The 20,566-nt window shown below is 69.0% G+C and carries 26 protein-coding genes; 18 read left to right on the forward strand and 8 right to left on the reverse strand.

Features of this window, described 5'->3' with window-relative positions; all coding sequences use genetic code 11:
* Window positions 1–18: 18 nt before the first annotated feature.
* The 3 genes from CURTO8I2_RS14095 (at window position 19) to CURTO8I2_RS14105 (ending at window position 2,565) form a co-directional block, all read left to right on the forward strand.
* A complete protein-coding gene (locus tag CURTO8I2_RS14095) occupies window positions 19–1,116 on the forward strand; it encodes a putative zinc-binding peptidase (RefSeq protein WP_159681883.1) in 1,098 nt (365 codons plus the stop codon).
* A 130-nt stretch (window positions 1,117–1,246) separates the two neighbouring features.
* Window positions 1,247–1,897 carry a TenA family protein gene (locus CURTO8I2_RS14100; protein WP_159681884.1) on the forward strand — a complete coding sequence of 217 codons (651 nt, stop codon included), beginning with the start codon at window positions 1,247–1,249 and terminating at the stop codon, window positions 1,895–1,897.
* On the forward strand, window positions 1,897–2,565 hold the full coding sequence (locus CURTO8I2_RS14105) for a TenA family protein (protein WP_159681885.1): 669 nt from the start codon (window positions 1,897–1,899) through the stop codon (window positions 2,563–2,565). Before CURTO8I2_RS14100 ends, CURTO8I2_RS14105 begins: the two co-directional genes overlap by 1 nt.
* A gap of 31 nt (window positions 2,566–2,596) precedes the next feature.
* Here the strand turns inward: CURTO8I2_RS14105 and CURTO8I2_RS14110 are convergent, their stop codons facing one another.
* A complete protein-coding gene (locus tag CURTO8I2_RS14110; RefSeq protein WP_159681886.1) occupies window positions 2,597–3,286 on the reverse strand; it encodes a glutathione S-transferase family protein in 690 nt (229 codons plus the stop codon).
* Between the two features lie 187 nt (window positions 3,287–3,473).
* The gene (locus CURTO8I2_RS14115) at window positions 3,474–3,947 is read right to left on the reverse strand and encodes a peptidylprolyl isomerase (protein WP_159681887.1); all 474 of its coding nucleotides are present in this window, start codon (window positions 3,945–3,947) and stop codon (window positions 3,474–3,476) included.
* 203 nt (window positions 3,948–4,150) lie between these two features.
* On the opposite strand from CURTO8I2_RS14115, the gene CURTO8I2_RS14120 reads away from it, so the two are divergent.
* From CURTO8I2_RS14120 to trmY, 7 genes are all read left to right on the forward strand, one after another.
* Window positions 4,151–4,636, forward strand: a complete 486-nt coding sequence (locus tag CURTO8I2_RS14120) for a YaiI/YqxD family protein (protein WP_159681888.1) — start codon at window positions 4,151–4,153, stop codon at window positions 4,634–4,636.
* Between the two features lie 133 nt (window positions 4,637–4,769).
* Window positions 4,770–5,732, forward strand: coding sequence for a 23S rRNA (adenine(1618)-N(6))-methyltransferase RlmF (rlmF, locus tag CURTO8I2_RS14125; protein WP_201295559.1), 963 nt, complete (start codon window positions 4,770–4,772; stop codon window positions 5,730–5,732).
* Window positions 5,733–5,813: 81 nt separating this feature from the next.
* A complete protein-coding gene (locus CURTO8I2_RS14130) occupies window positions 5,814–6,185 on the forward strand; it encodes a hypothetical protein (RefSeq protein WP_159681890.1) in 372 nt (123 codons plus the stop codon).
* 98 nt (window positions 6,186–6,283) lie between these two features.
* Window positions 6,284–6,763 carry a DUF4126 family protein gene (locus tag CURTO8I2_RS14135; RefSeq protein ID WP_159681891.1) on the forward strand — a complete coding sequence of 160 codons (480 nt, stop codon included), beginning with the start codon at window positions 6,284–6,286 and terminating at the stop codon, window positions 6,761–6,763.
* Window positions 6,764–6,929: 166 nt separating this feature from the next.
* Window positions 6,930–7,757, forward strand: a complete 828-nt coding sequence (locus tag CURTO8I2_RS14140; protein ID WP_159681892.1) for a plasmid replication/partition related protein — start codon at window positions 6,930–6,932, stop codon at window positions 7,755–7,757.
* 119 nt (window positions 7,758–7,876) lie between these two features.
* Complete coding sequence (locus tag CURTO8I2_RS14145; RefSeq protein ID WP_201295560.1) at window positions 7,877–8,029, forward strand: hypothetical protein; 153 nt, start codon at window positions 7,877–7,879, stop codon at window positions 8,027–8,029.
* 176 nt (window positions 8,030–8,205) lie between these two features.
* Window positions 8,206–8,799: a tRNA (pseudouridine(54)-N(1))-methyltransferase TrmY gene (trmY, locus tag CURTO8I2_RS14150; RefSeq protein ID WP_159681893.1), complete on the forward strand. Its 594-nt coding sequence runs from the start codon at window positions 8,206–8,208 to the stop codon at window positions 8,797–8,799.
* Window positions 8,800–9,060: 261 nt separating this feature from the next.
* On the opposite strand, the gene CURTO8I2_RS14155 is transcribed toward trmY, so the two are convergent.
* Entirely contained in the window at window positions 9,061–9,531 is a 471-nt protein-coding gene (locus CURTO8I2_RS14155) for a DUF1456 family protein (RefSeq protein WP_159681894.1), read from the reverse strand.
* A gap of 168 nt (window positions 9,532–9,699) precedes the next feature.
* Here CURTO8I2_RS14155 and CURTO8I2_RS14160 point away from each other — a divergent pair, with 168 nt between their 5' ends.
* Window positions 9,700–10,422: an rRNA pseudouridine synthase gene (locus tag CURTO8I2_RS14160; RefSeq protein ID WP_159681895.1), complete on the forward strand. Its 723-nt coding sequence runs from the start codon at window positions 9,700–9,702 to the stop codon at window positions 10,420–10,422.
* A gap of 246 nt (window positions 10,423–10,668) precedes the next feature.
* Window positions 10,669–11,010, forward strand: a complete 342-nt coding sequence (locus CURTO8I2_RS14165; protein WP_159681896.1) for a nuclear transport factor 2 family protein — start codon at window positions 10,669–10,671, stop codon at window positions 11,008–11,010.
* A gap of 19 nt (window positions 11,011–11,029) precedes the next feature.
* On the opposite strand, the gene CURTO8I2_RS14170 is transcribed toward CURTO8I2_RS14165, so the two are convergent.
* Window positions 11,030–11,629, reverse strand: a complete 600-nt coding sequence (locus tag CURTO8I2_RS14170) for a hypothetical protein (protein WP_236551171.1) — start codon at window positions 11,627–11,629, stop codon at window positions 11,030–11,032.
* Window positions 11,630–11,681: 52 nt separating this feature from the next.
* Entirely contained in the window at window positions 11,682–12,248 is a 567-nt protein-coding gene (locus tag CURTO8I2_RS14175; protein WP_159681897.1) for a lipocalin family protein, read from the reverse strand.
* 194 nt (window positions 12,249–12,442) lie between these two features.
* On the opposite strand from CURTO8I2_RS14175, the gene CURTO8I2_RS14180 reads away from it, so the two are divergent.
* From CURTO8I2_RS14180 to CURTO8I2_RS14205, 6 genes are all read left to right on the forward strand, one after another.
* Complete coding sequence (locus CURTO8I2_RS14180) at window positions 12,443–12,922, forward strand: VOC family protein (protein WP_159681898.1); 480 nt, start codon at window positions 12,443–12,445, stop codon at window positions 12,920–12,922.
* A 354-nt stretch (window positions 12,923–13,276) separates the two neighbouring features.
* Window positions 13,277–13,957 carry a hypothetical protein gene (locus tag CURTO8I2_RS14185; RefSeq protein ID WP_159681899.1) on the forward strand — a complete coding sequence of 227 codons (681 nt, stop codon included), beginning with the start codon at window positions 13,277–13,279 and terminating at the stop codon, window positions 13,955–13,957.
* Between the two features lie 130 nt (window positions 13,958–14,087).
* Complete coding sequence (locus CURTO8I2_RS14190) at window positions 14,088–15,239, forward strand: SPFH domain-containing protein (protein WP_159682132.1); 1,152 nt, start codon at window positions 14,088–14,090, stop codon at window positions 15,237–15,239.
* A gap of 21 nt (window positions 15,240–15,260) precedes the next feature.
* Window positions 15,261–16,577 (forward strand): TFIIB-type zinc ribbon-containing protein, encoded by a 1,317-nt coding sequence (locus tag CURTO8I2_RS14195; protein ID WP_159681900.1) that lies wholly within the window; start codon window positions 15,261–15,263, stop codon window positions 16,575–16,577.
* Complete coding sequence (locus CURTO8I2_RS14200) at window positions 16,574–16,858, forward strand: hypothetical protein (RefSeq protein WP_159681901.1); 285 nt, start codon at window positions 16,574–16,576, stop codon at window positions 16,856–16,858. Before CURTO8I2_RS14195 ends, CURTO8I2_RS14200 begins: the two co-directional genes overlap by 4 nt.
* 74 nt (window positions 16,859–16,932) lie before the next feature.
* The gene (locus CURTO8I2_RS14205; RefSeq protein WP_159681902.1) at window positions 16,933–17,823 is read left to right on the forward strand and encodes a CHAD domain-containing protein; all 891 of its coding nucleotides are present in this window, start codon (window positions 16,933–16,935) and stop codon (window positions 17,821–17,823) included.
* Between the two features lie 146 nt (window positions 17,824–17,969).
* On the opposite strand, the gene CURTO8I2_RS14210 is transcribed toward CURTO8I2_RS14205, so the two are convergent.
* The 3 genes from CURTO8I2_RS14210 to CURTO8I2_RS14220 form a co-directional block, all read right to left on the reverse strand.
* Window positions 17,970–18,845, reverse strand: coding sequence for an ABC transporter substrate-binding protein (locus CURTO8I2_RS14210; RefSeq protein WP_159681903.1), 876 nt, complete (start codon window positions 18,843–18,845; stop codon window positions 17,970–17,972).
* 112 nt (window positions 18,846–18,957) lie between these two features.
* The gene (locus CURTO8I2_RS14215; protein ID WP_201295561.1) at window positions 18,958–20,325 is read right to left on the reverse strand and encodes a PQQ-dependent sugar dehydrogenase; all 1,368 of its coding nucleotides are present in this window, start codon (window positions 20,323–20,325) and stop codon (window positions 18,958–18,960) included.
* Window positions 20,325–20,525, reverse strand: coding sequence for a hypothetical protein (locus CURTO8I2_RS14220; RefSeq protein ID WP_159681904.1), 201 nt, complete (start codon window positions 20,523–20,525; stop codon window positions 20,325–20,327). The genes CURTO8I2_RS14215 and CURTO8I2_RS14220 overlap by 1 nt, the downstream gene beginning before the upstream one ends.
* Between the last annotated feature and the right edge of the window lie 41 nt (window positions 20,526–20,566).

The following is a 20,566-nucleotide window of genomic DNA, read 5'->3' on the forward strand; positions in this document are numbered from 1 at the left end:
TCCCGGAGCGACCTTGCCATGCAACTGTTCAAATGCTCGCACTGCGAGCAGGTGCTGTATTTCGAGAACACCGCATGCCTGCGTTGCGGCAAGACACTGGGTTTCCTGCCGCAGACGCTGACGCTCGAGGCCCTCGATCTCGATGCCGGCGAGTGGGTCACGCCGGCGCGGCCGGGCGCGCGGTTCAAGTTCTGTCGCAACGCCTCGCATTCGGCGTGCAACTGGCTGCTGCCGACCAGCGATCCGCACGGCTTCTGCCTCGCCTGCCGGCACAACCGAACGATCCCCAATCTGGGCGATGCCGAACGGCTGGCCGACTGGCAGAAGATCGAGGTGGCCAAGCGCCGGCTGTTCTACACGCTGCTGCGCCTGCAACTGCCGACGCCTGCGCCGGGCAGCGGGGATCCGCAGCCGCTGTCGTTCGATTTCCTCGCCGATCCGAAAACCGGCCCGAAGGTGATGACCGGGCACGACAACGGCCACATCACGATCGCGCTCGCCGAAGCCGACGACGCCGCGCGCGAGGCCACGCGCATCGCGATGGGCGAGCTGTACCGCACGCTGCTGGGCCATTTCCGTCACGAGATCGGCCACTACTACTGGGACCGGCTGGTGCGCGATGCGGGCGAGGACGAGCTCGCGCGGTGCCGCGCGCTGTTCGGCGACGACCGGCGCAGCTACAGCGACGCGCTGCAGCACTACTACGCGCACGGTGCGCCGGATGACTGGCAGACCGCGCATGTCAGCCCCTACGCGACGATGCATCCCTGGGAGGACTGGGCCGAGACCTGGGCGCACTACCTGCACATCGTCGACACGCTGGAGATGGCCTCGGCCTTCGGCATCCGCATCGCGCCCGACGTGGCGGACGATCCGTCGATGGAAACCGACCTGTCGTTCGATCCGCATCGCGTCGCCGACATTCAGCGTCTGGTCGACGCCTGGTTGCCGCTGACCTGGGCAATCAACAGTCTCAACCGCACGATGGGTCATCCCGACATCTATCCGTTCGTGATCGCACCACCGGTGGTCGAGAAGATGGCCTACATTCACGGCCTGATCCGTCGCGCGCGCCGCTCGGCGGCGACGCGACCGGCATCGTCCGCCACGTCCTGAGCGCAGTGTCCACGCGGTGATGAACCGCCGCGTCCCTGGTGTCGCCTTGGACGCACGCGCCGCGCTGCACCACAATCACGCCTCCCCAGCGGCCGGCGCCCTGCCTGCCGCGCGTTGCCCCGGAGTGCGCATGACCCTGCGTTTCAGCGAATCCCTGCGCCAGGCCTGCGCGGTCCACTGGACGCGCGCGGTCGAGCACCGCTTCGTCCGCGAACTCGGCGACGGCAGCATCGGCGACGACGTGATGGCCGGCTACCTGATCCAGGACCACCGCTTCATCGACAGCTTTCTGGTGCTGCTGGGCGCGGCGATCGCCAGCAGCGACCGCTTCGAATCCAGACTGGTACTGGGCCGCTTCCTCGGCGTGGTGTGCGGCGAGGAGAACACCTATTTCCTGCGCGCATTCGATGCGCTGGGCGTGGACGTCGACGCCCGGGCCCACGTGCCCGATACCGCACCGACCGCAGGCTTCAAGGCACTCATGCGCGAAGCCGCGGCCACGCGATCCTATGCCGCGACGCTGGCCGTGCTCAATGTCGCCGAGGGGCTCTATCTCGACTGGGCGCAGCGCGTGCCGCGTCCCCTGCCCGACAATTTCGTTCTTGCCGAGTGGGTCACGCTGCACGACAACCCGATGTTCGTGGACTTCGTCGCGTTCCTGCGGGCCGAACTCGATCGCGTGGGACCGGGGGATGCCGCCCGCGCGGACGACTTCTTCAGGCGCGCGGTCGATCTCGAGCTCGCATTCTTCGATGCGGCCTATGCGGACGGCCACGCCTGATGGCGCTGTTCGAACGCCTCAAGGCCGCCGCCCCGACCGAATGGCGCAGCTATGTCGATCACGCATTCGTGCGCGGCATGGGCGACGGCACGCTGCCCGAAGCCGCGTTCCGCACGTACCTGGTGCAGGACTACCTGTTCCTGATCCAGTTCGCGCGCGCCAATGCGCTGGCTGCCTACAAGAGCCGCACGCTCGCCGACCTGCGCGCAGCGAAAGACGGGCTGTCGGCGATCGTGGATGTGGAGCTGGATCTGCACGTGCGGCTTTGCGCGCGCTGGGATCTGGCGCCGGCCGACATCGAAGCCGCGCCCGAGCATCAGGCCACGGTGGCCTACACCCGCTTCGTGCTCGACTGCGGCATGTCCGGCGATCTGCTCGACCTGCACGTCGCGCTGGCGCCATGCGTGCTGGGCTATGCGGAGATCGGCCGCGCGCTGGCGTCGGCCGGCGTGCCTGCACTCGACGGGCATCCGTACCGCGACTGGATCGCCGAATACGCCGGCGACGCCTACCAGACGATCGCTGCGAATGCCTCGCGCCATCTCGACGATCTCGGCGCACGGTATCTCGGTCCCGGCCGCTTCGAAGAACTGGCCGCGTTGTTCGCCAAGGCCTCGCGTCTGGAAGCCGACTTCTGGCAGATGGGCCTGGACGCGGCCGGGCGCTGATCGCATCGCTGACCAGCGCGGCCGTCCAGGCTCAGGTCCGTGACTGTTTCAGCGCGTTGTAGTGCATGTCTTCCATCCGGTGCGCATCGATCGTCGCGCATTGCTCGGCGATCGCCTCGCGATGCGCAGGTCGCGCCCAGCAGCGCGCGGCGTAGGCCTGCAGGGCGTCGAAGCCGTCGAGCAGATCCAGCCGATGGGCGATCTTCAACACCGAAGCGAGCATCAGATCGGCGACCGAAAACGCGTCGCCGACGATCCACGTCCGCGCGCCGAGCGCATCCTGCAGTTCGCCCAGCCGCCTGCACGCCGCGGTCTCGACCACCGGACGACGCGCAGCCTTCTGCGCCGGGTCCTTCATAAAATACGCGACCTCGGCGACGTTCATCAGCGACGGCTCGATCGAGTTCAGCGCCGCGATCACCCAGCAGATCGCAAGCGCGCGCTCGCCGGCATCATCCGGCAACAACATGCCTGCGCGGGTGGCCACATCCAGCACCATCGCGCCCGATTCGAACAGCGCCGGCCGGCCGTCCTCCTCGAGCACCGGTACCTGGCCGAACGGCTGTTCGCGCCGGTAGTCCGCAGACTTCATGGCCGGTGCATCGAGCAGACGCACGTCGTAGGGCCAACCGACTTCCCGCAGCACCCAGCGTGCGCGGTGGTCGCGCACCTGCCCGGCCGCGAAGGGCGGTGCCCATTTCATCGCCGTGATCCGGATCATGCTCGCCTCTCCGTCTGTCTGAAGCACGGAGGCTGCGACGTGGGGCTGTAGCGCCCAGTGAACGCCGCGGCGTGGCGACTCGGCATCGCTGCGGCGGGTCGCCGCATCGTCGAGTGGACGTGCGCACGCGTCATCCGCGTGGACCGCCCGCACCGTCCCGGCATCTGGGCCGGGACGGGTCACACGATCAGGCAGCCTGCTGGACGACCTGGCCGACTTCCTTTTCCGCTTCGGTCGCATCGCGCACGTCGACGATCTCGATCGCGAAATGCAGGGTCTTGCCGGCAAGCGGATGATTGCCGTCGATCTTGACCTCGGTCTCGCCGACCTCGACCACGGTCACCAGCATCGGGCCGGCGCCGCCCTGGGCCTGGAACTGCATGCCCGGCTCGATCGTGTCGATGCCCTGGAATGCCTGGCGCGGGACCGCCTGGACCAGGCTGTCGTTGCGCAGGCCATAGCCCTCTTCGGGCTTCACGTCGACCTTGAGCGTGTCGCCGGCCTTGCGGCCTTCCAGCGCCTGCTCCAGGCCCGGGACGATGTTACCGCCACCATGGAAGTACGGCAGCGGATTGCCTTCGGCCGACTTGTCGATGACGGTGCCGTCGTCGTCGGTGAGGGTGTAATGGAACGAGGCGACGCGCGCAGCGACGATCTCCATGGACGAACTCCTTGGATGGACAGAATGAAGGGAATGCAGCAGAAGGCACCGGTAGAACGCACGGTGCAGCAGCGATGGAACGCCGGTCACGATACCGGCCGGGGCACGTCGGCGCAAACCTGCGGTCGTGCGCATTCGACGTTTGTACACTTCGACGGCGCGCGGCCGACGCGCGCATCCGTCCCACTTTCGCTGGAGTTGCGATGCACGCAGACGTGTCCGACACCGATCCCCCGCCGCAGGTCTGGGTCGATGCCGACGCCTGTCCCGTGGTGATCCGCGACATCCTGTTCCGCGCTGCCGAGCGGGCGCAGGTCCACGTCACGTTCGTCGCCAACCAGTGGGTGCGCACACCGGCTTCGCGCTACCTGCGCGCGCTGCAGGTCGCGGGCGGCTACGACGTCGCCGACGACGCGATCGCCGAACGCGCGCGCCCGGACGATCTCGTCGTCACCCAGGACATCCCCCTAGCCGCACGCGTGGTCGAACGCGGCGCCGATGCGATCGACCCGCGTGGCCAACGCTTCACGCCCGACAACATCGCCGAACGGCTGTCGATGCGGAATTTCATGGACGAACTGCGCGGCGCCGGGGTGCAGACCGGCGGTCCTGCAGCGCTGCATGCGCGCGACCGGCAGGCGTTCGCCAGCCGACTGGACCAGTGGATCGCGGCGCGCAAGCGGGGTTGACACGCCGCATCGTCGCCTCGGCCGGACCGGCGCTGACGGCACGCCACGCGGGACACGCACCCTCCCGCAGGCCGCCCGTGCGGTCCACAATGACGGCATGTCACGTCCCCATCCCCCCACAGAACCGCAGCTGATGCATCCGCGCAACCGCCACCAGGGTCGGTACGACCTCAAGCGGCTCTCCCGGGTCACCCCTGCACTGCAGCCTTTTCTGGTGCGTACGCCCGCCGGCGACACCAGCGTGGACTTCTCCAATCCGCGCGCGGTGCGCTTTCTCAACCAGGCGCTGCTGAAGGCCGACTACGGCATCGCGCACTGGGAGATTCCGGAGTCCTACCTGTGCCCGCCGGTGCCGGGCCGCGCCGACTACGTCCATGGACTCGCCGACCTGCTCGCGGGCGACCGTGACGGCGACCTGCCGCGTGGCGACGAGGTGCGGCTGTTCGATCTCGGCACGGGCGCGAACGTGATCTACCCGCTGCTCGGACACACCGAATACGGCTGGCACTTCGTCGGATCCGACATCGACGAGACCGCGGTGCGCATCGCCGATTCCATTGTGCGCGGCAACCAGCTCGGCAACGCGATCGAAGTCCGCGCACAGACACTCCGCGGCCATCTGTTCCACGGCGTCCTGCGTCCGGGAGAGCGGTACGCCGCCACACTGTGCAACCCGCCCTTCCACGCGTCCGCGGCGGAAGCCAACCGCAGCGGTCGCGACAAGCGCCGCAATCTGGCTGCGCGTTCGGACGGTCCGCCGCGCGCGTCGCGCAAGCTGCCACTGAACTTCAGTGGCCGCGACGGTGAACTCTGGTGCCAGGGGGGTGAAGCACGCTTCGTGCGCAAGATGATCCGCGAGAGCGTGGACTTCGGCGCCCAGGTGTTGTGGTTCAGCAGCCTGGTTTCGAAGTCGGCGCATCTGCCGGGCCTGCGTGCCGAGGTACGCAAGGCCGGAGCGGTGGACGTGCGCGAAGTGGCGATGGCGCAGGGCAACAAGCAGAGCCGGTTCCTGGCCTGGAGTTTCCAGGGACCCGAGGCCCGCCGCGACTGGTGGCGCCACCCGGCACGCCCGACGCCGGGCCACGGCAAGCCCTGACACGTGCGCCGGGCGAGTCCCGGCACGGCACCCGGCCGCGGCTGCCTACGCTGGTGCTCCCGTTGCCGGAGCACCGGATCGATGGCCCATCGCAGCGCCCCTGTCGCACTCGTCTTCATGCTCGCAGTGGCGGCGTCCGGCCGGTCCGACGCCCAGACGCAGACCGGCGAGCAGGGTCTGTTGTGGCGGTCCGGCGATCCGTTCGTGTTCTGCCGGCACGGCATGCAACACAGTCCGAAGGCCTGGTACACCGTGCCCGACTACGCCACGTCGATTCCCCGTCCGACGCCGGGCTACTGCCCGTGGCCGACCCTCTATTGCCAGTATCAACGTGGCTGGACGATGGAGGAGATCGCCGCGTTCTTCACCTATCTGCGCATCTGCCCGCAAGCCGAGCGTTCCGGTCGCTGGCAAGGCCCGGGCGACGGCACGCAGGCGCCGTTCTCGCACTGACATGACGGCGGCGGCGCGTCTGACGACGCCGGATTCACCACCGGACTGGCATTGATCCGGTTCGGTCCGCAGTCGCGGGCATCATACGGATACGCCCGATGGCACTGATCCACTCGATCCTGATGGGCGCCGTCGCCGGCATGCGCGCGATGACGCCATTGGCGACGATCACCAACGCCGCCTGCAACGGCACCCTGCCCCGGAACAATGGCGCGCCGCCACTGATGTCGAACCGCCTGACCTCGACCGGGGCGAAATTGCTGGCGGCCGGTGAACTGGCCGGCGACAAGATGGAGCACGCGCCGGACCGCATCGTGCCGGCGGGCATGCTGGCGCGGGTCGCCACCGGCGCGATCGTCGGCATGGCGCTGGCGCCGCGCGAGCAGCGGCCGCTGGCCGCGGTCCTGGGCGCCGGTGCCGCGGTCGGCATGGCCTACCTCACGTTCAGCCTGCGCGTCCGCGCCATGCGCCGGTTCGGGCAGAAGGCGACCGGCGCCGTCGAGGATGCGATCGCGGTCGGCAGCGCCACGCTGATCGCACGCAGCGCCGCGCCGAAGCGGCGTAGATTCCTGCGCTGATCCCGGGCCCGCGCGGCGCAGTCCGCACCGGACCGCGCCGCCACTGCAGTCGATGCCTGTCGCGTCACCGCGTTGACGAAGACGCACGCCCCGCGACCCGGCGCAAGTCTCAACATCCGCGAACGCGCGCCCCTACAATGCGCGCCCCCTGTCGCGGTCGCATTGCATGGACATCGTGGTACTCGAAGCACTCAAGGCCTACATCGATCCGTTGACGCCCGACGAGTACGAAGCGCTGGAGCGCAGCCTGCTCGCCGAAGGCTGCCGCGATGCGCTGGTGTTGTGGGGCGACGTCCTGGTCGACGGCCACAACCGCTACGGCATCTGCCAGAAGCACGGCATCCCGTTCAACACGATCCAGAACACGCGTTTCCAGTCGATGGAAGACGTGCATCTGTGGATGATCGAGCAGCATCTCGGCCGTCGCAGCGTGTCCGATTACCAGCGTGGCGTGCTGGCGTTGCGCAAGCGCGACATCGTCGCGGCGCGGCAGCAGGCGCAGCGCATCGCGGCGCTGGAGACACCTTCGGCGGCCGGCGCACCGGTCGAGGACACCGACGACCGTCCGCCGTGGGACGACGCGCCGTCGCAGGTCAGCCGCGCCGAGCTCGCGCGCGAGGCCAAGCTCAGCAGCAACCAGGTGGCGATGATCGAGCGCATCCACGCCCAGGCCACACCCGAGCTGGTCGAAGCGCTCAAGTCCGGCGCGATCTCCATGAGCGCGGCCGCCGCCGTCGCCAGCCTGCCGGAAGACGAGCAGCGCAGCGCCGCACAGGCCGGCGCGGCAGAACTCAAGCAGGCGGCAAAGCGCGCGCGCGATGCGAAGAAGCGTCCGAAGCCCGGCGGCGAGACCGACGCAGCCGAAGGCGACGCGACACGCGCGCCCGATGCGAAAGCGCTGCAGCGCCGCGTCACCGAGCTGGAACGCGAGAACGCGGACCTGCGCGGTCAGATCGAAACGCTGCAGAACCAGATCGTGCGCCTGCGCGGCTGAGCCGTGGGCGTGAGCCGCCCGGATGGCGGGTCGCGCGCCGCCGGCGAACCTGAACGGCGCAACTGGCTGTGATCGCCCCCCGGATGCGACACTAGGCCGCTCAATCCAAGGGAGTCTCCGTGGCCAAGCCCAATTATTCGTTCGAAAAGCGTCAGCGCGAACTCGCCAAGAAGAAGAAGCAGGATGAGAAGGACGCGAAGAAGCGTGCCGAACGCGAGGCCGCCAAGGGCAACGCGGCGCCGGAGCAGGACGCCGGTTCCGAGCCGGCCTGAGCGGGTGCCGGGCGGCCTGCGCCGCCCGCACCGCGTCTGACCGCCGCCACACGCCGTCGTTTGCGCGTCTTGCCGCGCGCACCCGTGATGTGGTGATCCCACCCGTCAGACCGTTTCCACCGACACTGCGCGGGCAATCGCCGGGGCCCCACCGGACGACGGACGGCACGACACGCATGCGAACTTTCGTACTCCGGGCACGCGCCGCGCCCACGGACAGCCAGGCGCTGCTGGCCGCCGTCGGCCAGGACGCGCATACCGAGATCCTGGCGCACACGCTGATGAACGCCATGTTCGTCGCGCAGTCGCACCGGCCCGATGTCACGGTCTATCTGGTGCTCGAGAGCACCCGGGACTTCTCCCGCACCATCCGTTTCGACGTCAACGCCATGCACGACATCGGCGGCTTCGACGAGCGGGCGTTGCTGGGCAAGGTCGCCCGGGCACTGGATGCCTCGCGCGGCATGGGCAAGGACGAGACGCGCCCGGTGGAATCGGGTGTCGAAGTCCGCACGACCAGCTTCGAGCGGCTGGTGCAGATCCTTTCCGAAGATCACCAGCTGTTCCTGATGGACCGCAAGGGCACGCCGATCCGCGCGCAGGTCTTCGCGGACAACCCCTGCTTCCTGCTGACCGACCACATTCCGATGCCGAAGAAGTCGATTCCCGGCCTCGAGCGTCTGGGCGCGCAGAAGATCGCACTCGGACCGAAGATGCTGTTCGCCTCGCAGTGCGTGGTGCTGATCCACTACGAACTCGACCATGTCTGAGGCGCGATCCGGCCTGTCTTGCCTTCCGGGCCGAGGCGCTTCAAGGGCGGATAGCGTGCGTCTGCCGGGCCGTTCCAGGTAGAACTCCTGACCTCACCCGACGCGCCTCCAGCATCGACCCCGGATCGAGTCCGGGGCGGGCACTTTCCCGAAAGGAGCGGTGCCTACGTCCTGCGAGACGAAACCGTGCTTGCTTCCTACTAGAGAAGGCACACGTCGGGTCCTAGTTGACGCTTCGGCTGCCGACCGAAGGCCGCGGAATCAGCCTCCGCGCACCCGCATCGTCAGCCCCTTGAGGAAGTTGCGCAGCAACTGGTCGCCGCACGGGCGGAAGTTCCGGTGCCCGGCCTGGCGGAACAGCGCCGACATCTCCGGCTTCGAAATCGGAAAGCCGGCGTCGGCGAAGATCTGGTGCATGTCGACGTCGGTCAGCTCGAACGCCACACGCAGTTTCTTCAGTACCACGTTGTTGCTGATGCGCGACTCGACCGGGCGCGCGGCCTGGCGCTCGTCGCGGCCGCGGCGGTGCACGATCAGCCCGTCGAGCACGTGCGCGAGCACGCTGTCGCTGCACGCCACGTAGCCGGGCTCGTCTTCCTTCAGCAGCAACGGACGCACGTCGTCCTTCTCGAGCGGGAATGCCGGGTCCACCAGCCTCGCAAGATCGACGACCATCTGGTCGCTCAGGTCGAGCATGTAACGGATGCTGCGCAGGACGTCGTTGGTGATCATCGATCCAGCAGAGGGTTCGGAAAGAGCCGCGATTCTACCGCTGCCGGTGCATCTGCTCCCGGAATCGCCGCGCGCATGCCCGCGATGGACGATCACGCCTGCCGATCGCGGCACGCGCCGCTTCGCCCCGCTCGCTACACTGCCCGGCCCGATGCACGGCACTCCCCGATGTCCGCCCCCGTCCGACTGGCCAAACGCGTCTCCGAACTCGTCCGCTGCTCGCGCAGCGAAGCCGAGCAGTACATCGAGGGCGGCTGGGTGTCGGTCGATGGCCGCGTCGTGGACATGCCGCAGCACATGGTGACCACCGAAGCCGTCGAGCTCGACGCCGCCGCGCGCCTCGCGGTCGCCGAACCGGCGACGATCCTGTTCCACAAGCCGGCCGGCCTCGATGCGTTCGCTACCTCCGACGCCGCCCTCGCCTACGTCGATGCCACCACGCGCTGGAGCGAGGACCCCACCGAGGTGCGTCTGCTGCAGCGGCACTTCCACCGGCTGACACCGCTCGCGCCGCTGGAACCCGAAGCCAGTGGCCTGATCGTGCTGAGCCAGGACGGTCGCGTGTGGCGGCGCCTGACCGAAGATCTCGACGGCATCGAACAGGAATACGTGGTCGAAGTGACCGGCGAGATGCCGTTCTATGGCCTGCAGCGGCTCAAGCACGGCCTGCAGTACGACGGCCACACGCTGCCGCCCTGCAAGGTCAGCTGGCAGAACGAGGTGCGCCTGCGCTTCGCCATCAAGGGCGTGCGGCCGGGACAGCTGCGCGACATGTGCGCGCAGGTCGGACTGGGTGTGGTCTGGATCCGCCGACTGCGTATCGGGCGCGTGGCACTTTCGAAGATGCCGGTCGGTGCGTGGCGTTACCTGCCGGTGGAAGACCGATTCTGAGCGCCGCGCACGCCGCCACGGCCGCCGCGCGGCCCCGGTGGGATCCGCCGCCGCGCGGCGCGTCGGATGCGTGGCGGACTGCCGCGGACACGGGGTCGAGCCTGCGCCCCGCGGCACACCGTGTTGCGGTTGCGCGGCCCGCTGCGGGCGCAGCCTGAATCCTGCATCGCGGACCGCGCATGGCTTCACCCGCGCCGGTCCGGCTGCCGGTATCGTCTGGCGTCCCGATCGACCGAACCGCCCCCCATGTCCCACCAGCACAAGACCACCCTGCGCCAGGCCAACGCGGCGCTCACCCGGGGCGATATCGACGGATTTCTCGCGTACTGCACCGACGACATCCAGTGGACGACGGTCGGTGCATCCACCCTCGACGGCAAGGCCGCCGTACGTGCGTGGATGGTCGACGCCTACGTCGAGCCGCCGCAGTTCACGGTCGACCATCTGATCGCCGAGGACGATTTCGTCATCGCGCTGGGCAGCCTCACCGTGCGGCAGGCGGATGGCGTCGAGACGCGCTATGCCTATTCCGACGTCTGGCGCTTCCACGACGGCAGGATGGCCGAGCTGCGCGCCTTCGTGATCTGACGCGCGACCGCGTCGCGCGCTACTCCGCCGCAGGCACTTTCCTGGCCGGCCGCCGTCGACGCGCGGCCTTCGGTGGCGGGCTCGCGGCGTCGGCATCGGCATCCGCCGCGACTTCGCCGTCCTCGTCCTTGGCGGCCGCCATCGCTTCGGGTTCGAGTTCCTCGACGCTGCGGTTGAGCCGCAGGAACACGCCCCAGCCGACCAGCAGCAGCGCGGCGGTCGCGCCGATCGCAGCGGCGTAGGGCAACTGTTCGGGGGCCTCGTGCAGCAGGCGGAACACGGCGACCAAGGTTTCGATCGACAGCGCCACCACCAGCACCACCATGAAACGCGACAGGAAGCGGCGCACGCGCGTCGGCCCGCTGATCTTGACCTCGCGCCGCACCTCTTCCTCGAACACCGTCTGCGCCAGTTCGAAGGCCACCAGCGCGATCGTGACGATGCCGATCGCGTCGAGCACCGAGTCGAAGCGTGCACGCAGATCCAGCGTCCGGGACGGGGCGAGCGCGCCCCACATCTCGACCGCCGCCAAGCCGACCAGCGCGGCGCCCGCACACAGGAACAGGACGATCACGGCGAGATAGCCGGCGGCAAACAGGCGTTCGATCAGGCGCGTCATGGGCGGCGACTCTCGGGGGTGGACGAACGGGGCCGGCGACGGCCTCTGCGGGTCAGCTGCGGGGCATCGGATCCTGCGAGCGCTGCGGCGTGTCGACCAGCTTGTCGACGGGATACGCCATCGCGCGGGCCTGATCGATGAGCCGGCCGCGGATCTGCGGATCGAGCTGCGGCTCGCGCGAGAGGATCCACAGATAGTCGCGGCCGGGTGACCCGACCATCGCCCAGCGGTAGTCCGCCTCGTCGAGCGCGATCACCCAGTAATCGCCCCAGACCATCGGCAACCACGACAGCCATTGCGGCGCGAACCGGACCTTCAGCGTCGACGTTCTGCCATCGACCACGCGTGCCACGCCGCGCGCCTCGTCGAAACTGCCGTCCTTGTGGCGGCACCGGTTGACCACGGCCACCGTGCCATCGGCATTGACGCTGTATTCGGCGGTGGTGTCGGCCACGCACTTGCGCTGGAAGAACATCGGCAGATGCGCCTGCTCGTACCAGGTGCCGGCGTAGCGCGCGAGATCGACGGCCGCCACTGGGGTGTTCGGACGCGCAGGCACATCGGCGCCCGCAGCGGGTGCCGACAGGCCGGCCGCGATCAGCAAGGTCAGAAGGCGCATGGTCCACTCCGGATCAAAGACGCGATTCTCCCGCCGCGCGGCGTGCGGACGGCGTGAGCTGCCGGCGTTTCGACCCATGGGGCGCTGACGCCCTGGACCCGCCGCGGAGACGCCAGCGCGACGTATTGCGCCCGCCACGCGGTTTTCACCGCTCCGGTGGCCTGCTGTCGGCACCGTTCACGAGAGCGCCGCCCATGACCGCGAAGAACACGATCTGCCTGTGGTTCGACGGCACCGCGCTCGACGCGGCCACGTTCTACGCGGCGACGTTTCCCGACAGCGCGGTCCACGCCGTGCACGCCGCACCGGGCGACTACCCCGACGGCAAGGCGGGCGATCCCATCACCGTCGAGTTCACCGTCTGCGGGGTGCCGTGCATCGGCCTCAATGGCGGACCGCATTTCCCGCAGACCGAAGCGTTCTCGTTCCAGATCGCCACCGACGACCAGGCCGAGACCGACCGGCTGTGGCATGCGATCGTCGACAACGGCGGCGCGGAAAGCGAATGCGGCTGGTGCAAGGACCGCTGGGGCGTGAACTGGCAGATCACCCCCAGGGTACTCATCGAGGCCATCACGCACGACGACCGCGCAGCGGCGGCGCGGGCCTTCGACGCGATGATGACGATGCGCAAGATCGACATCGCGGCGATCGAGGCTGCCGTTCGCGGCTGACGCGGGCGCACGGCCGATCGTGACGGGTTGCGGTTGCCGCACGATGAGCCGCCCTCTGCACGCGCGGCGGCGCCGCTGATCGCAGCAGCGTGCAATGCGCGATCCGCTCGCGGTTCCAGCCGCCTGGCGCGATGCCGCGTTACGCGTCGGAGCGCAGCCGGAACGCGCCCCAATGCCGCCACGTGCATTGCGCCAGGCCTCGCCTGGCAGGTTCGCATCGGTTTATCCGTTGTCCTCCGGGATGCGGCAATGCTCTGCCCGCCTGTCCTGGAGTGCTGCGTGTCTCAACCCGATCTGCGTCCGACTCTCATGCGGGACGCGCCAGCGCCCAACCGCAGTGCGTTTTTTCCTGCGATGGCATTGCTGTTGCTCGCGGCCGTGCTCGCCGGCTTCTGGAACACGTTCTTCTTCCGCGATGCAGCCAGCGGACCGCTCGCCTTGCATCTGCAGATCCACGGCGGTGTGGTGACGGCGTGGTTCGCGCTGTTCGCCGTCCAGAGCCTGCTGGTCGCGAATGCCCGTATCGCCCTGCACCGCAGGCTCGGCGTCCTCGGTGCTGTGCTCGCGCTCTGCGTCGTGGTGACTTCGCTGGGGACGCTCGCGCAGCTCGTGCAGAGCTGGCGCGCACAGGGCGTCGATGTGGCGGCGCAGCGTTCGCTGCTCAGCCTGATTCTTTGGGGCGATCTTGGCGCGCTGACTGCCTACGGCGTGTTGCTCGTGCGCGGCCTGTGGCTGCGCCGTCGATCCGACGCGCACCGGCGCCTGATGCTGCTGGCCTCGCTGGCGATCATCTCGCCTGCGCTGATCCGCCTCGCCGATCTGCCAGTCTTCGGCCGACTCGACGGCGTATTTGTGACGATCGGCGGCCTGCTGGCCCTAGTGATCGCAGTGGTGGTCCACGACCTGGCCACGCTGCGCCGAATCCATCACGAAACGCTGTGGGGCGTACCGTTCTTCCTCGTCGTCCATCTGGCGCCGGCGTTTCTGATGCCGGGCACCGCGGCGGACACGTGGCTGCTCGCGGTGCTCTGGTAGCGTATCCGGTCATCGGGTCCGTGCCACGCCGGACATGACGACCAGCACTCGCAACGTCTTACGGTCGCGACGCTATGATCCGTCGGCATGGCGGGCATGGTGCCGGGCCACGAACGAAAAGGGCATGGTCATGGGTCTCGTACAGGCGGTGGCGGGTGCGGTCAGCGGCGTGCTGGCGGACCAGTGGCAGGATTTCTACACGGTGCCCGCGGGACTGCCGTCCACGGCGGCACTGTTCGCGGCGGTGCCGCAGGGCACCAACGCCGGACGCGGTTCGAACACGCGCGGCTCGTCGAACATCATCACCAACGGCTCGAAGATCGTCGTGCCCGAGGGCTACGGCCTGCTGCTGATGCAGGACGGTGCGATCACCGCGTTCGTCGCCGAACCCGGCGGCTACGAGTGGCGCTCGGACGACCTCAACTCCAAGTCGATCTTCGCCGGCGACGGCCTGGTCTCGACCTTCATCACCCAGAGCTGGGAGCGCTTCAAGTTCGGCGGCCAACCGGGCTCGCAGCAGGCGGCGTTCTTCGTCTCGCTCAAGGAACTGCCGGACAACCGCTTCGGCACCCAGTCGGAGATCTACTGGGACGACGGCTTTCTCAACACCCAGGTCGGTGCGCTGACGCGCGGCACGTACACGCTGAAGATCGTCGATCCGATCCTGTTCGTGAAGAACTTCGTGCCCGCCACGTATCTCGCGCCGGGCCAGGTGTTCGATTTCACCGACATCGACAATGCCGCAGCGAGCCAGCTCTTCAACGAAGTGGTGGGTTCGCTCGCCCCGGCGTTCAGCCTGTACACGAACGATCCGGCCAAGGGCAATCGCATCACCAAGATCCAGCAGGATTCGCTGGGCTTCGCGCAGAGCCTGTCGGCAGCCGTCGAACAGGGGTACCAGTGGAAGTCCGATCGCGGCCTGGCCATCGTCAAGACCGCCATCGTCTCGATCGAGTACGACGCCAATACCCGCGAACTGCTCAAGACCGTGCAGCGCGCCGACGCCCTCGCCGGCTCGCGCGGCAATTCCAACCTGCAGGCGAGCGTCGCCCAGGGCATGCAATCGGCCGGCGAACACAGCGGCGCGGCGGGTCTCGTGGGCCTGGGCATGGCCTCGGGCATGGCCGGCGGCATCGGCAGCCTGCAGCAGCCGGCCACGCCTGCCGCGCCTGCGGCGGACGATCCGGTGGCCAAGCTCAAGAAGGCCAAGGAAATGCTCGACCTCGGCCTGATCACCCAGGACGATTACGACGCGCTCAAGGCCAAGGCGCTCGGCCTGTAAGCCACCCGAAGTCCGTCGACCATGTCCGACACCAAGTTGCCGCCGCCGTTGCCGGTGCGTCCCGTCGACGGCCCGGGGTCGCCGCGTGACGTGCCGCCGTTGCCGGGCACGGTGCCGGTCGATCCGGCCACGCTGCCCGGCCCGATCCGCGACGAGCTCCAAGCGCCCGATCCGCTGGCGATCGACACGTCCGCCGATGCACTGAAGGACGGCCTCAACCGCTGTCCGAAATGCGGCGCGACCGATATCCGGCAGCGCGCAGGCACCGACCTCCTCGTGTGCCTGTACTGCCGCAACGAATGGCACGGGACGCGCGTCGAGGAAGCCTTCGGCTTCGGTGACGGCATCGCAGACCTGCGCGGCACCGTCATCGCGTCGGGCGCGCGCGACATCGAGGCCGACGCCGCCAGCCTGATGACCTTCAAATGTGCCGGCTGCGGTGCGGAAGTGACGGTCAACACCGAGAGCACGATGACGGCGCGCTGCCACTGGTGCCGCCACGTGTTCGGCGTCAACGAACAGATCGCCAATGGCGCGGTGCCCGACGCGGTGCTGCCGTTCCACATCCGCAAGGACGACGCCGTCGCGCGCATCCGCCAGTTCGTCGACAAGCGCCGGCTGTTCGCGCTCAAGGCGTTCAAGGACGAATTCACGCCGGAGAACGTCGTCGGCGTCTACCTGCCCTACATGATCGTCGACGGCAGCGCGAGCGCGTCGGTGGCCGGCAAGGGCGAAATCAAGACACGCCAGTACACGCGCGGCACGAACAACAACAGGAAGACGTATTACGACGCCGACGTGTACCAGATCGAACGCCACGTCGCGTTCACCGTCGACGACCTGCCGCTGGAATCGTCCACCGAGCGCGGCAACCTGGACGTCAACGTCAACACCAACAACATCATCAACACCATCCTGCCGTTCGACACCAAGAACGCGGTGCAGTGGAACGCGTCCTATCTCAACGGCTTCACGTCCGAGAAGCGCAACAGCAACGTCGCGCATCTGCAGCCGCGGCTGGAGGACCAACTGCTGTCGATCGCCCGCGCGCAGGTGGCGGACTCGACGCGCCGCTTCGATCGCGGCGTGCGCTGGGAACAGGAAGCGCTTGACGTGCACGGCACGCGCTGGGTCTCGATGTACCTGCCGGTGTGGCTGTATTCGTATCACCAGCCCGGCAGGAATGGCGGACTGCTGCACTACATCGCGGTCAACGGCCGCACCGGCGAGACCATGGGCAGTGTCCCGGTGCAGCAGTGGAAGCTGCTGCTGGCCGCGATGACCGTAGGCACCTTCCTCGAAGCCATCGCGATCGCGATCCTGGTGGGCATGTCATGAGCGACGAAAACGGACTCTGGCTGCTGCTCGCCGGCCCGGCGGGTGCGACGGCGATGTACTGGGCGCTGTACCGGTTCTACCGCAACACCGACAAATCGCACGCCTTCGAGCGCGAGACGCAGATCGATGCCAAGCCGGTGACCGGCAGCGAATCGAAGGTCGGCAAGATCACCGGCACGCAGGCCACGCGGATCCAGGGCGACAACGTGGGCGCCTACCGCGCACGCGTGCGGCGGGTCACGCGCGACGGCGCACACGAGGCCGACACCGGCGGCTCCTAGCGGGCCACGTCGGCGCGGCCCCGCGCACGCGCGGCGGCGGCGGGTCTCGGAACCGGACGACGGGAAGCGGCGACATGGCGTATCGCATCAGACGCAAGGATTCGAAGGCGCAGATCGCGCTGCGCCGCATCGCGCGCGAACAGGTCCACGCCGCCATCCGGTCCCTCGACACCAACGCGAGCACCGCGGACGCCATCCACGACGTCCGCAAGCGCATCAAGAAGATCCGCAGCCTGCTGCGCCTGGTGGGTCCGTCGTTCGACGGCTACCGCGACGAGAACGTGGCCTTCCGGGCGATCGCCGCCCCGCTCGGACCGCAGCGCGATGCCGACGTGCTGATCGAGACCTTCGACAGCGTGCTCGACCCGGCCGGTCCCGGGGTGCCGGATTCGGTCGCGCAGGTCCGGCAGCGACTCGTGCAGCACGGCAGGACGATCGGAAGGGCGCACGATCCCACCGCCCTGCGCGCCGACGCGCGCGTCGGGCTCGAGGCTGCACTGGGGCGCATCGCGACATGGCGGCTGGCCGAAGACGGATTCGCGGCGTTCGCGCAGGGACTGGAGGCGAGCTACCGCCGCGCCCGCAAGGCGATGCGCGCCGCGCGCGAGACCGGCAAGGACGACGCCTTCCACACCTGGCGCAAGCGCACCAAGGATCACGGTTTCCATCTGCGGCTGCTGCAACCCGTCTGGCCCGGCCCGATGCGCGCGATCCACGTCTGCGCCGCGCAGCTGGGCGATACGCTCGGGCTGCACCACGACCTGGCGGTACTGGACACGCATCTGCAGTGCATGCGCGACGTGGACGAGGCCGTGATCGCCGCACTGCGGACCCGCATCGCGCAGGCGCAACGCCTGTCCGAGGCGCGGGCGCATGCGCTCGGTGTACGGCTGTATGCGGAATCACCCGCTGCACTGGCGCGCAGCTGGCGTCGGCGTCACGCCGCCTGGCGCGACGGGCGCTGAGCGCGTACGCACGCAGTTGCGGCGTTCAGCGGCGCGCTGCGTGTCGCGCCGTACCCGCGAGACTTCGGGCTGCATCCGGTCCGTCGTCGGATCCTGCGCTCGGCGCACGCGCGCGGCCGTACCGCACGCCATGGCCGACGGACGGCTCAGGTGTACAGCGCAGCGTAGCCCGCGGCATCGACCTGGCGCAGGCCCAGGTGATCGAACTGCGCCCACATGCCGTGCCAGCGCGCGGCATCACGCCGCACCGGCGCGACCAGGCGCGGACAGGTATCGGCGATGATCGCGTCCATCAACGGCGCCGGGGTCGTGCCGCTGTAGGCGTACCACAGCGCGGCCGCCTGCTCGGGGTCATCGCGGCACAACTGTGCGCCCTGCCCGATCAGGCGGGTCACGGTGTCCACCACGTCGGGGTGCTCGACCAGGAACGCCTGCGAGGTGAAGAGTTCCAGCGCCGAGAAGTTGTGCAGGCCGACCTCGTGGGTGGCGATGAAGTGCGCGTCCATGCCGTCGAGCCGCGCTTCCACACCCTCGAAATTGGCGAAACACAGCCACGCACCGTCGAAGCCCGCGCGCAGATTGGCGAGATGCTCGAAGCCCGCGCTTTCGATCACCACCTGCGCCGGGTCGAACGCAGCGCCCTGCTGCGTGCACCAGCGCGACAGGATCTCGACCGCGATCGCATCGGTGACGCCGCCGGCGACCGGCGATGCCAGACGCACCGCGTCGCCTGCCAGCAGGCGCGCGCCCGCTGCGCGCTGCAGCAGGATGCCGCCGTCGGTTTCGAAGAAGCACCCCAGCGCCTTAAGGCCCGGCCGGTCCGCATCGATCATGTGCAGCGGTTCGTTGCACGCGAACGCGATCTCGCCGCTGACCGTCGCCGCCAGTCCGTCGTAATGGTCGTCGGGCACCTGCAGTTCGAGTTCAAGGCCCGCCTCGCGATACCAGCCCAGCTGGATCCCGGCGATCAGCGGCAGATGGTCGGGATTGAGGAACCATTCCAGGGACAGCTGCAGCTTCATCGGGCACGACTCGGTCGGATGCGGGTGCACAGACTAGTCGACGCTGCGCTACGCGGCACGCCAGGCATCACGTCGCGCCGGACGCCCGACACGCGGGCGACCGCGCGCAGGATCAATCGTCCTTGGCGAAGCGGATCACCAGTCCCGCGCGATCGTCCGTCGCCCAGATCGCGCCGTCGCGCGCGACCGCCAGGCCCACCGGTGAACCCTGCGGGCGGGCGCCGCGCTGCAGTCCCCAGCCCGGCGTCAGCGTAACCGGCGTCGCCGCAGGACCCGCGCCGTAGGCCCGCATGCCCTGGCCGTAGACCGGGAACCGCGCGTCCGCATCGGCGCGCGGCACACCGCGCGCATCGACCGCGAAGCTCGCGATGTGGCCGCCGACCGAGCGGTGGCCATGCCAGCTCATCAGCAGGCGACTCTGCAACGCGGGAAACATCGCGCCGTCGTACCAGCGCATGTCGAGCGGCGCGGCATGCGGCGGCAGCAGCAGCGCGGGCGCGGTGTGCGCATCGGAGCGGCACCAGTCCGCCTTCTCCGGCCACGCCGGCGTGGCCTGCGCGGCATCGGCGCAGTAGGGCCAGCCGTAGTGACGGCCCGCTTCGATGACGTTGAGCTCCTCGAAGGGCGACCAGCGGCTGTCGAAGTCGTAACTGTTCTCACCCTGCAGCACGGTGCCGGAGGCATGCACCGCCAGCGCCAGCGAGTTGCGCAAGCCGCGCGCGAAGACGGTATGGTCCGGCGCCCAGCGGCCGTCGCCGTCATAGCGGTAGCGGCGCAGGCTCGCCGCGTCCGCGTCGCCTTCGCTCTGCGCGCACAGACCGGCGCCACTGCGCGCGTCGTCGCCCGTGCACTGGTCGCTCGGCGCGCCGACGTTCACCAGCAGGTCGCCACCGGGCAGGAACACGAACATCGACAGCGGATGGCGGTGCGTATGCAGACGGTTGTCGGGCAACTGGTCGACCACCGTCTCAATGGTCCCGGCGGGTGTCTGCGCGTCCGGGTCAAAACGGAAGATCCGGCTCATCTCGCCGACGTACACGCGCCCGTCCGGTCCGCGTGCGATCGCGTGCGGCAGATGCAGGCCGTCGAGCACGCGCTGCACATCCACGCTGCCGTCGTCAGCGGTGCGCAGCCGCCAGACCGCGCCGCGCGTGCCGTCCCAGGCGCCCAGGTCGGTAACCAGCCACGTCGCCGCATCGAGCTGCAGCAGCGCGCGCGGCAGCCGCAGCGTCCGTGCCGGATCGGCCGTGGTCGGACCGGTTACCAGGCCTGCGCACATGCCGCGCATCGTGCCGATCGACAGCCGCGGATAGCCGCCGCAAGTCTCACCGCCCACCCGGTAGCGCTCGCGCGCGGCGCCCTGCGCCACCGGCAGCAGCACCAGGCAGGTCAGAAGACAAGCGCGCAGCCACCGGCCACGTGGCAGGCCGGTCGTCCGCCGCGGCCACATCGTCGGCATGCCGCTGCGCCGCGTGCGCATCAGCCGTAGAAATCCACGCCGATGATCCTGCAGACTTCTTCCTCGTTGTAACCGTGGAAGCGACGACCGCGCGTGGTGTGCGTGCGCGCGAACAGTTTGCCGTTGGCATCCGTCCGCTCGCGCTTCTCGGTCAACAGCCACTTGGCGTAGTCGTGTGTCAGGTTCCGCTCCCGGGTCGGGTCGCGTTTCATTCGGGCCATGTTCCGCATCCTCGTGTCTGGTCCGCGCGTGCCGGCAGTGC

It is taken from the genome of Luteimonas sp. 9C (assembly GCF_902506295.1).
Classification (GTDB): Bacteria; Pseudomonadota; Gammaproteobacteria; order Xanthomonadales; family Xanthomonadaceae; genus Luteimonas.

Excerpts from the sequence above, each read along its gene's own strand:
- CURTO8I2_RS14095 (WP_159681883.1), top strand. The coding sequence starts at position 19 with ATGCAACTGTTCAAATGCTCGCACTGCGAGCAGGTGCTGTATTTCGAG.
- CURTO8I2_RS14100 (WP_159681884.1), top strand. The coding sequence starts at position 1,247 with ATGACCCTGCGTTTCAGCGAATCCCTGCGCCAGGCCTGCGCGGTCCAC.
- CURTO8I2_RS14105 (WP_159681885.1), top strand. The coding sequence starts at position 1,897 with ATGGCGCTGTTCGAACGCCTCAAGGCCGCCGCCCCGACCGAATGGCGC.
- CURTO8I2_RS14110 (WP_159681886.1), bottom strand. The coding sequence starts at position 3,286 with ATGATCCGGATCACGGCGATGAAATGGGCACCGCCCTTCGCGGCCGGG.
- CURTO8I2_RS14115 (WP_159681887.1), bottom strand. The coding sequence starts at position 3,947 with ATGGAGATCGTCGCTGCGCGCGTCGCCTCGTTCCATTACACCCTCACC.
- CURTO8I2_RS14120 (WP_159681888.1), top strand. The coding sequence starts at position 4,151 with ATGCACGCAGACGTGTCCGACACCGATCCCCCGCCGCAGGTCTGGGTC.
- rlmF (WP_201295559.1), top strand. The coding sequence starts at position 4,770 with ATGCATCCGCGCAACCGCCACCAGGGTCGGTACGACCTCAAGCGGCTC.
- CURTO8I2_RS14130 (WP_159681890.1), top strand. The coding sequence starts at position 5,814 with ATGGCCCATCGCAGCGCCCCTGTCGCACTCGTCTTCATGCTCGCAGTG.
- CURTO8I2_RS14135 (WP_159681891.1), top strand. The coding sequence starts at position 6,284 with ATGGCACTGATCCACTCGATCCTGATGGGCGCCGTCGCCGGCATGCGC.
- CURTO8I2_RS14140 (WP_159681892.1), top strand. The coding sequence starts at position 6,930 with ATGGACATCGTGGTACTCGAAGCACTCAAGGCCTACATCGATCCGTTG.
- trmY (WP_159681893.1), top strand. The coding sequence starts at position 8,206 with ATGCGAACTTTCGTACTCCGGGCACGCGCCGCGCCCACGGACAGCCAG.
- CURTO8I2_RS14155 (WP_159681894.1), bottom strand. The coding sequence starts at position 9,531 with ATGATCACCAACGACGTCCTGCGCAGCATCCGTTACATGCTCGACCTG.
- CURTO8I2_RS14160 (WP_159681895.1), top strand. The coding sequence starts at position 9,700 with ATGTCCGCCCCCGTCCGACTGGCCAAACGCGTCTCCGAACTCGTCCGC.
- CURTO8I2_RS14165 (WP_159681896.1), top strand. The coding sequence starts at position 10,669 with ATGTCCCACCAGCACAAGACCACCCTGCGCCAGGCCAACGCGGCGCTC.
- CURTO8I2_RS14170 (WP_236551171.1), bottom strand. The coding sequence starts at position 11,629 with ATGACGCGCCTGATCGAACGCCTGTTTGCCGCCGGCTATCTCGCCGTG.
- CURTO8I2_RS14175 (WP_159681897.1), bottom strand. The coding sequence starts at position 12,248 with ATGCGCCTTCTGACCTTGCTGATCGCGGCCGGCCTGTCGGCACCCGCT.
- CURTO8I2_RS14180 (WP_159681898.1), top strand. The coding sequence starts at position 12,443 with ATGACCGCGAAGAACACGATCTGCCTGTGGTTCGACGGCACCGCGCTC.
- CURTO8I2_RS14185 (WP_159681899.1), top strand. The coding sequence starts at position 13,277 with ATGGCATTGCTGTTGCTCGCGGCCGTGCTCGCCGGCTTCTGGAACACG.
- CURTO8I2_RS14190 (WP_159682132.1), top strand. The coding sequence starts at position 14,088 with ATGGGTCTCGTACAGGCGGTGGCGGGTGCGGTCAGCGGCGTGCTGGCG.
- CURTO8I2_RS14195 (WP_159681900.1), top strand. The coding sequence starts at position 15,261 with ATGTCCGACACCAAGTTGCCGCCGCCGTTGCCGGTGCGTCCCGTCGAC.
- CURTO8I2_RS14200 (WP_159681901.1), top strand. The coding sequence starts at position 16,574 with ATGAGCGACGAAAACGGACTCTGGCTGCTGCTCGCCGGCCCGGCGGGT.
- CURTO8I2_RS14205 (WP_159681902.1), top strand. The coding sequence starts at position 16,933 with ATGGCGTATCGCATCAGACGCAAGGATTCGAAGGCGCAGATCGCGCTG.
- CURTO8I2_RS14210 (WP_159681903.1), bottom strand. The coding sequence starts at position 18,845 with ATGAAGCTGCAGCTGTCCCTGGAATGGTTCCTCAATCCCGACCATCTG.
- CURTO8I2_RS14215 (WP_201295561.1), bottom strand. The coding sequence starts at position 20,325 with ATGCGCACGCGGCGCAGCGGCATGCCGACGATGTGGCCGCGGCGGACG.
- CURTO8I2_RS14220 (WP_159681904.1), bottom strand. The coding sequence starts at position 20,525 with ATGGCCCGAATGAAACGCGACCCGACCCGGGAGCGGAACCTGACACAC.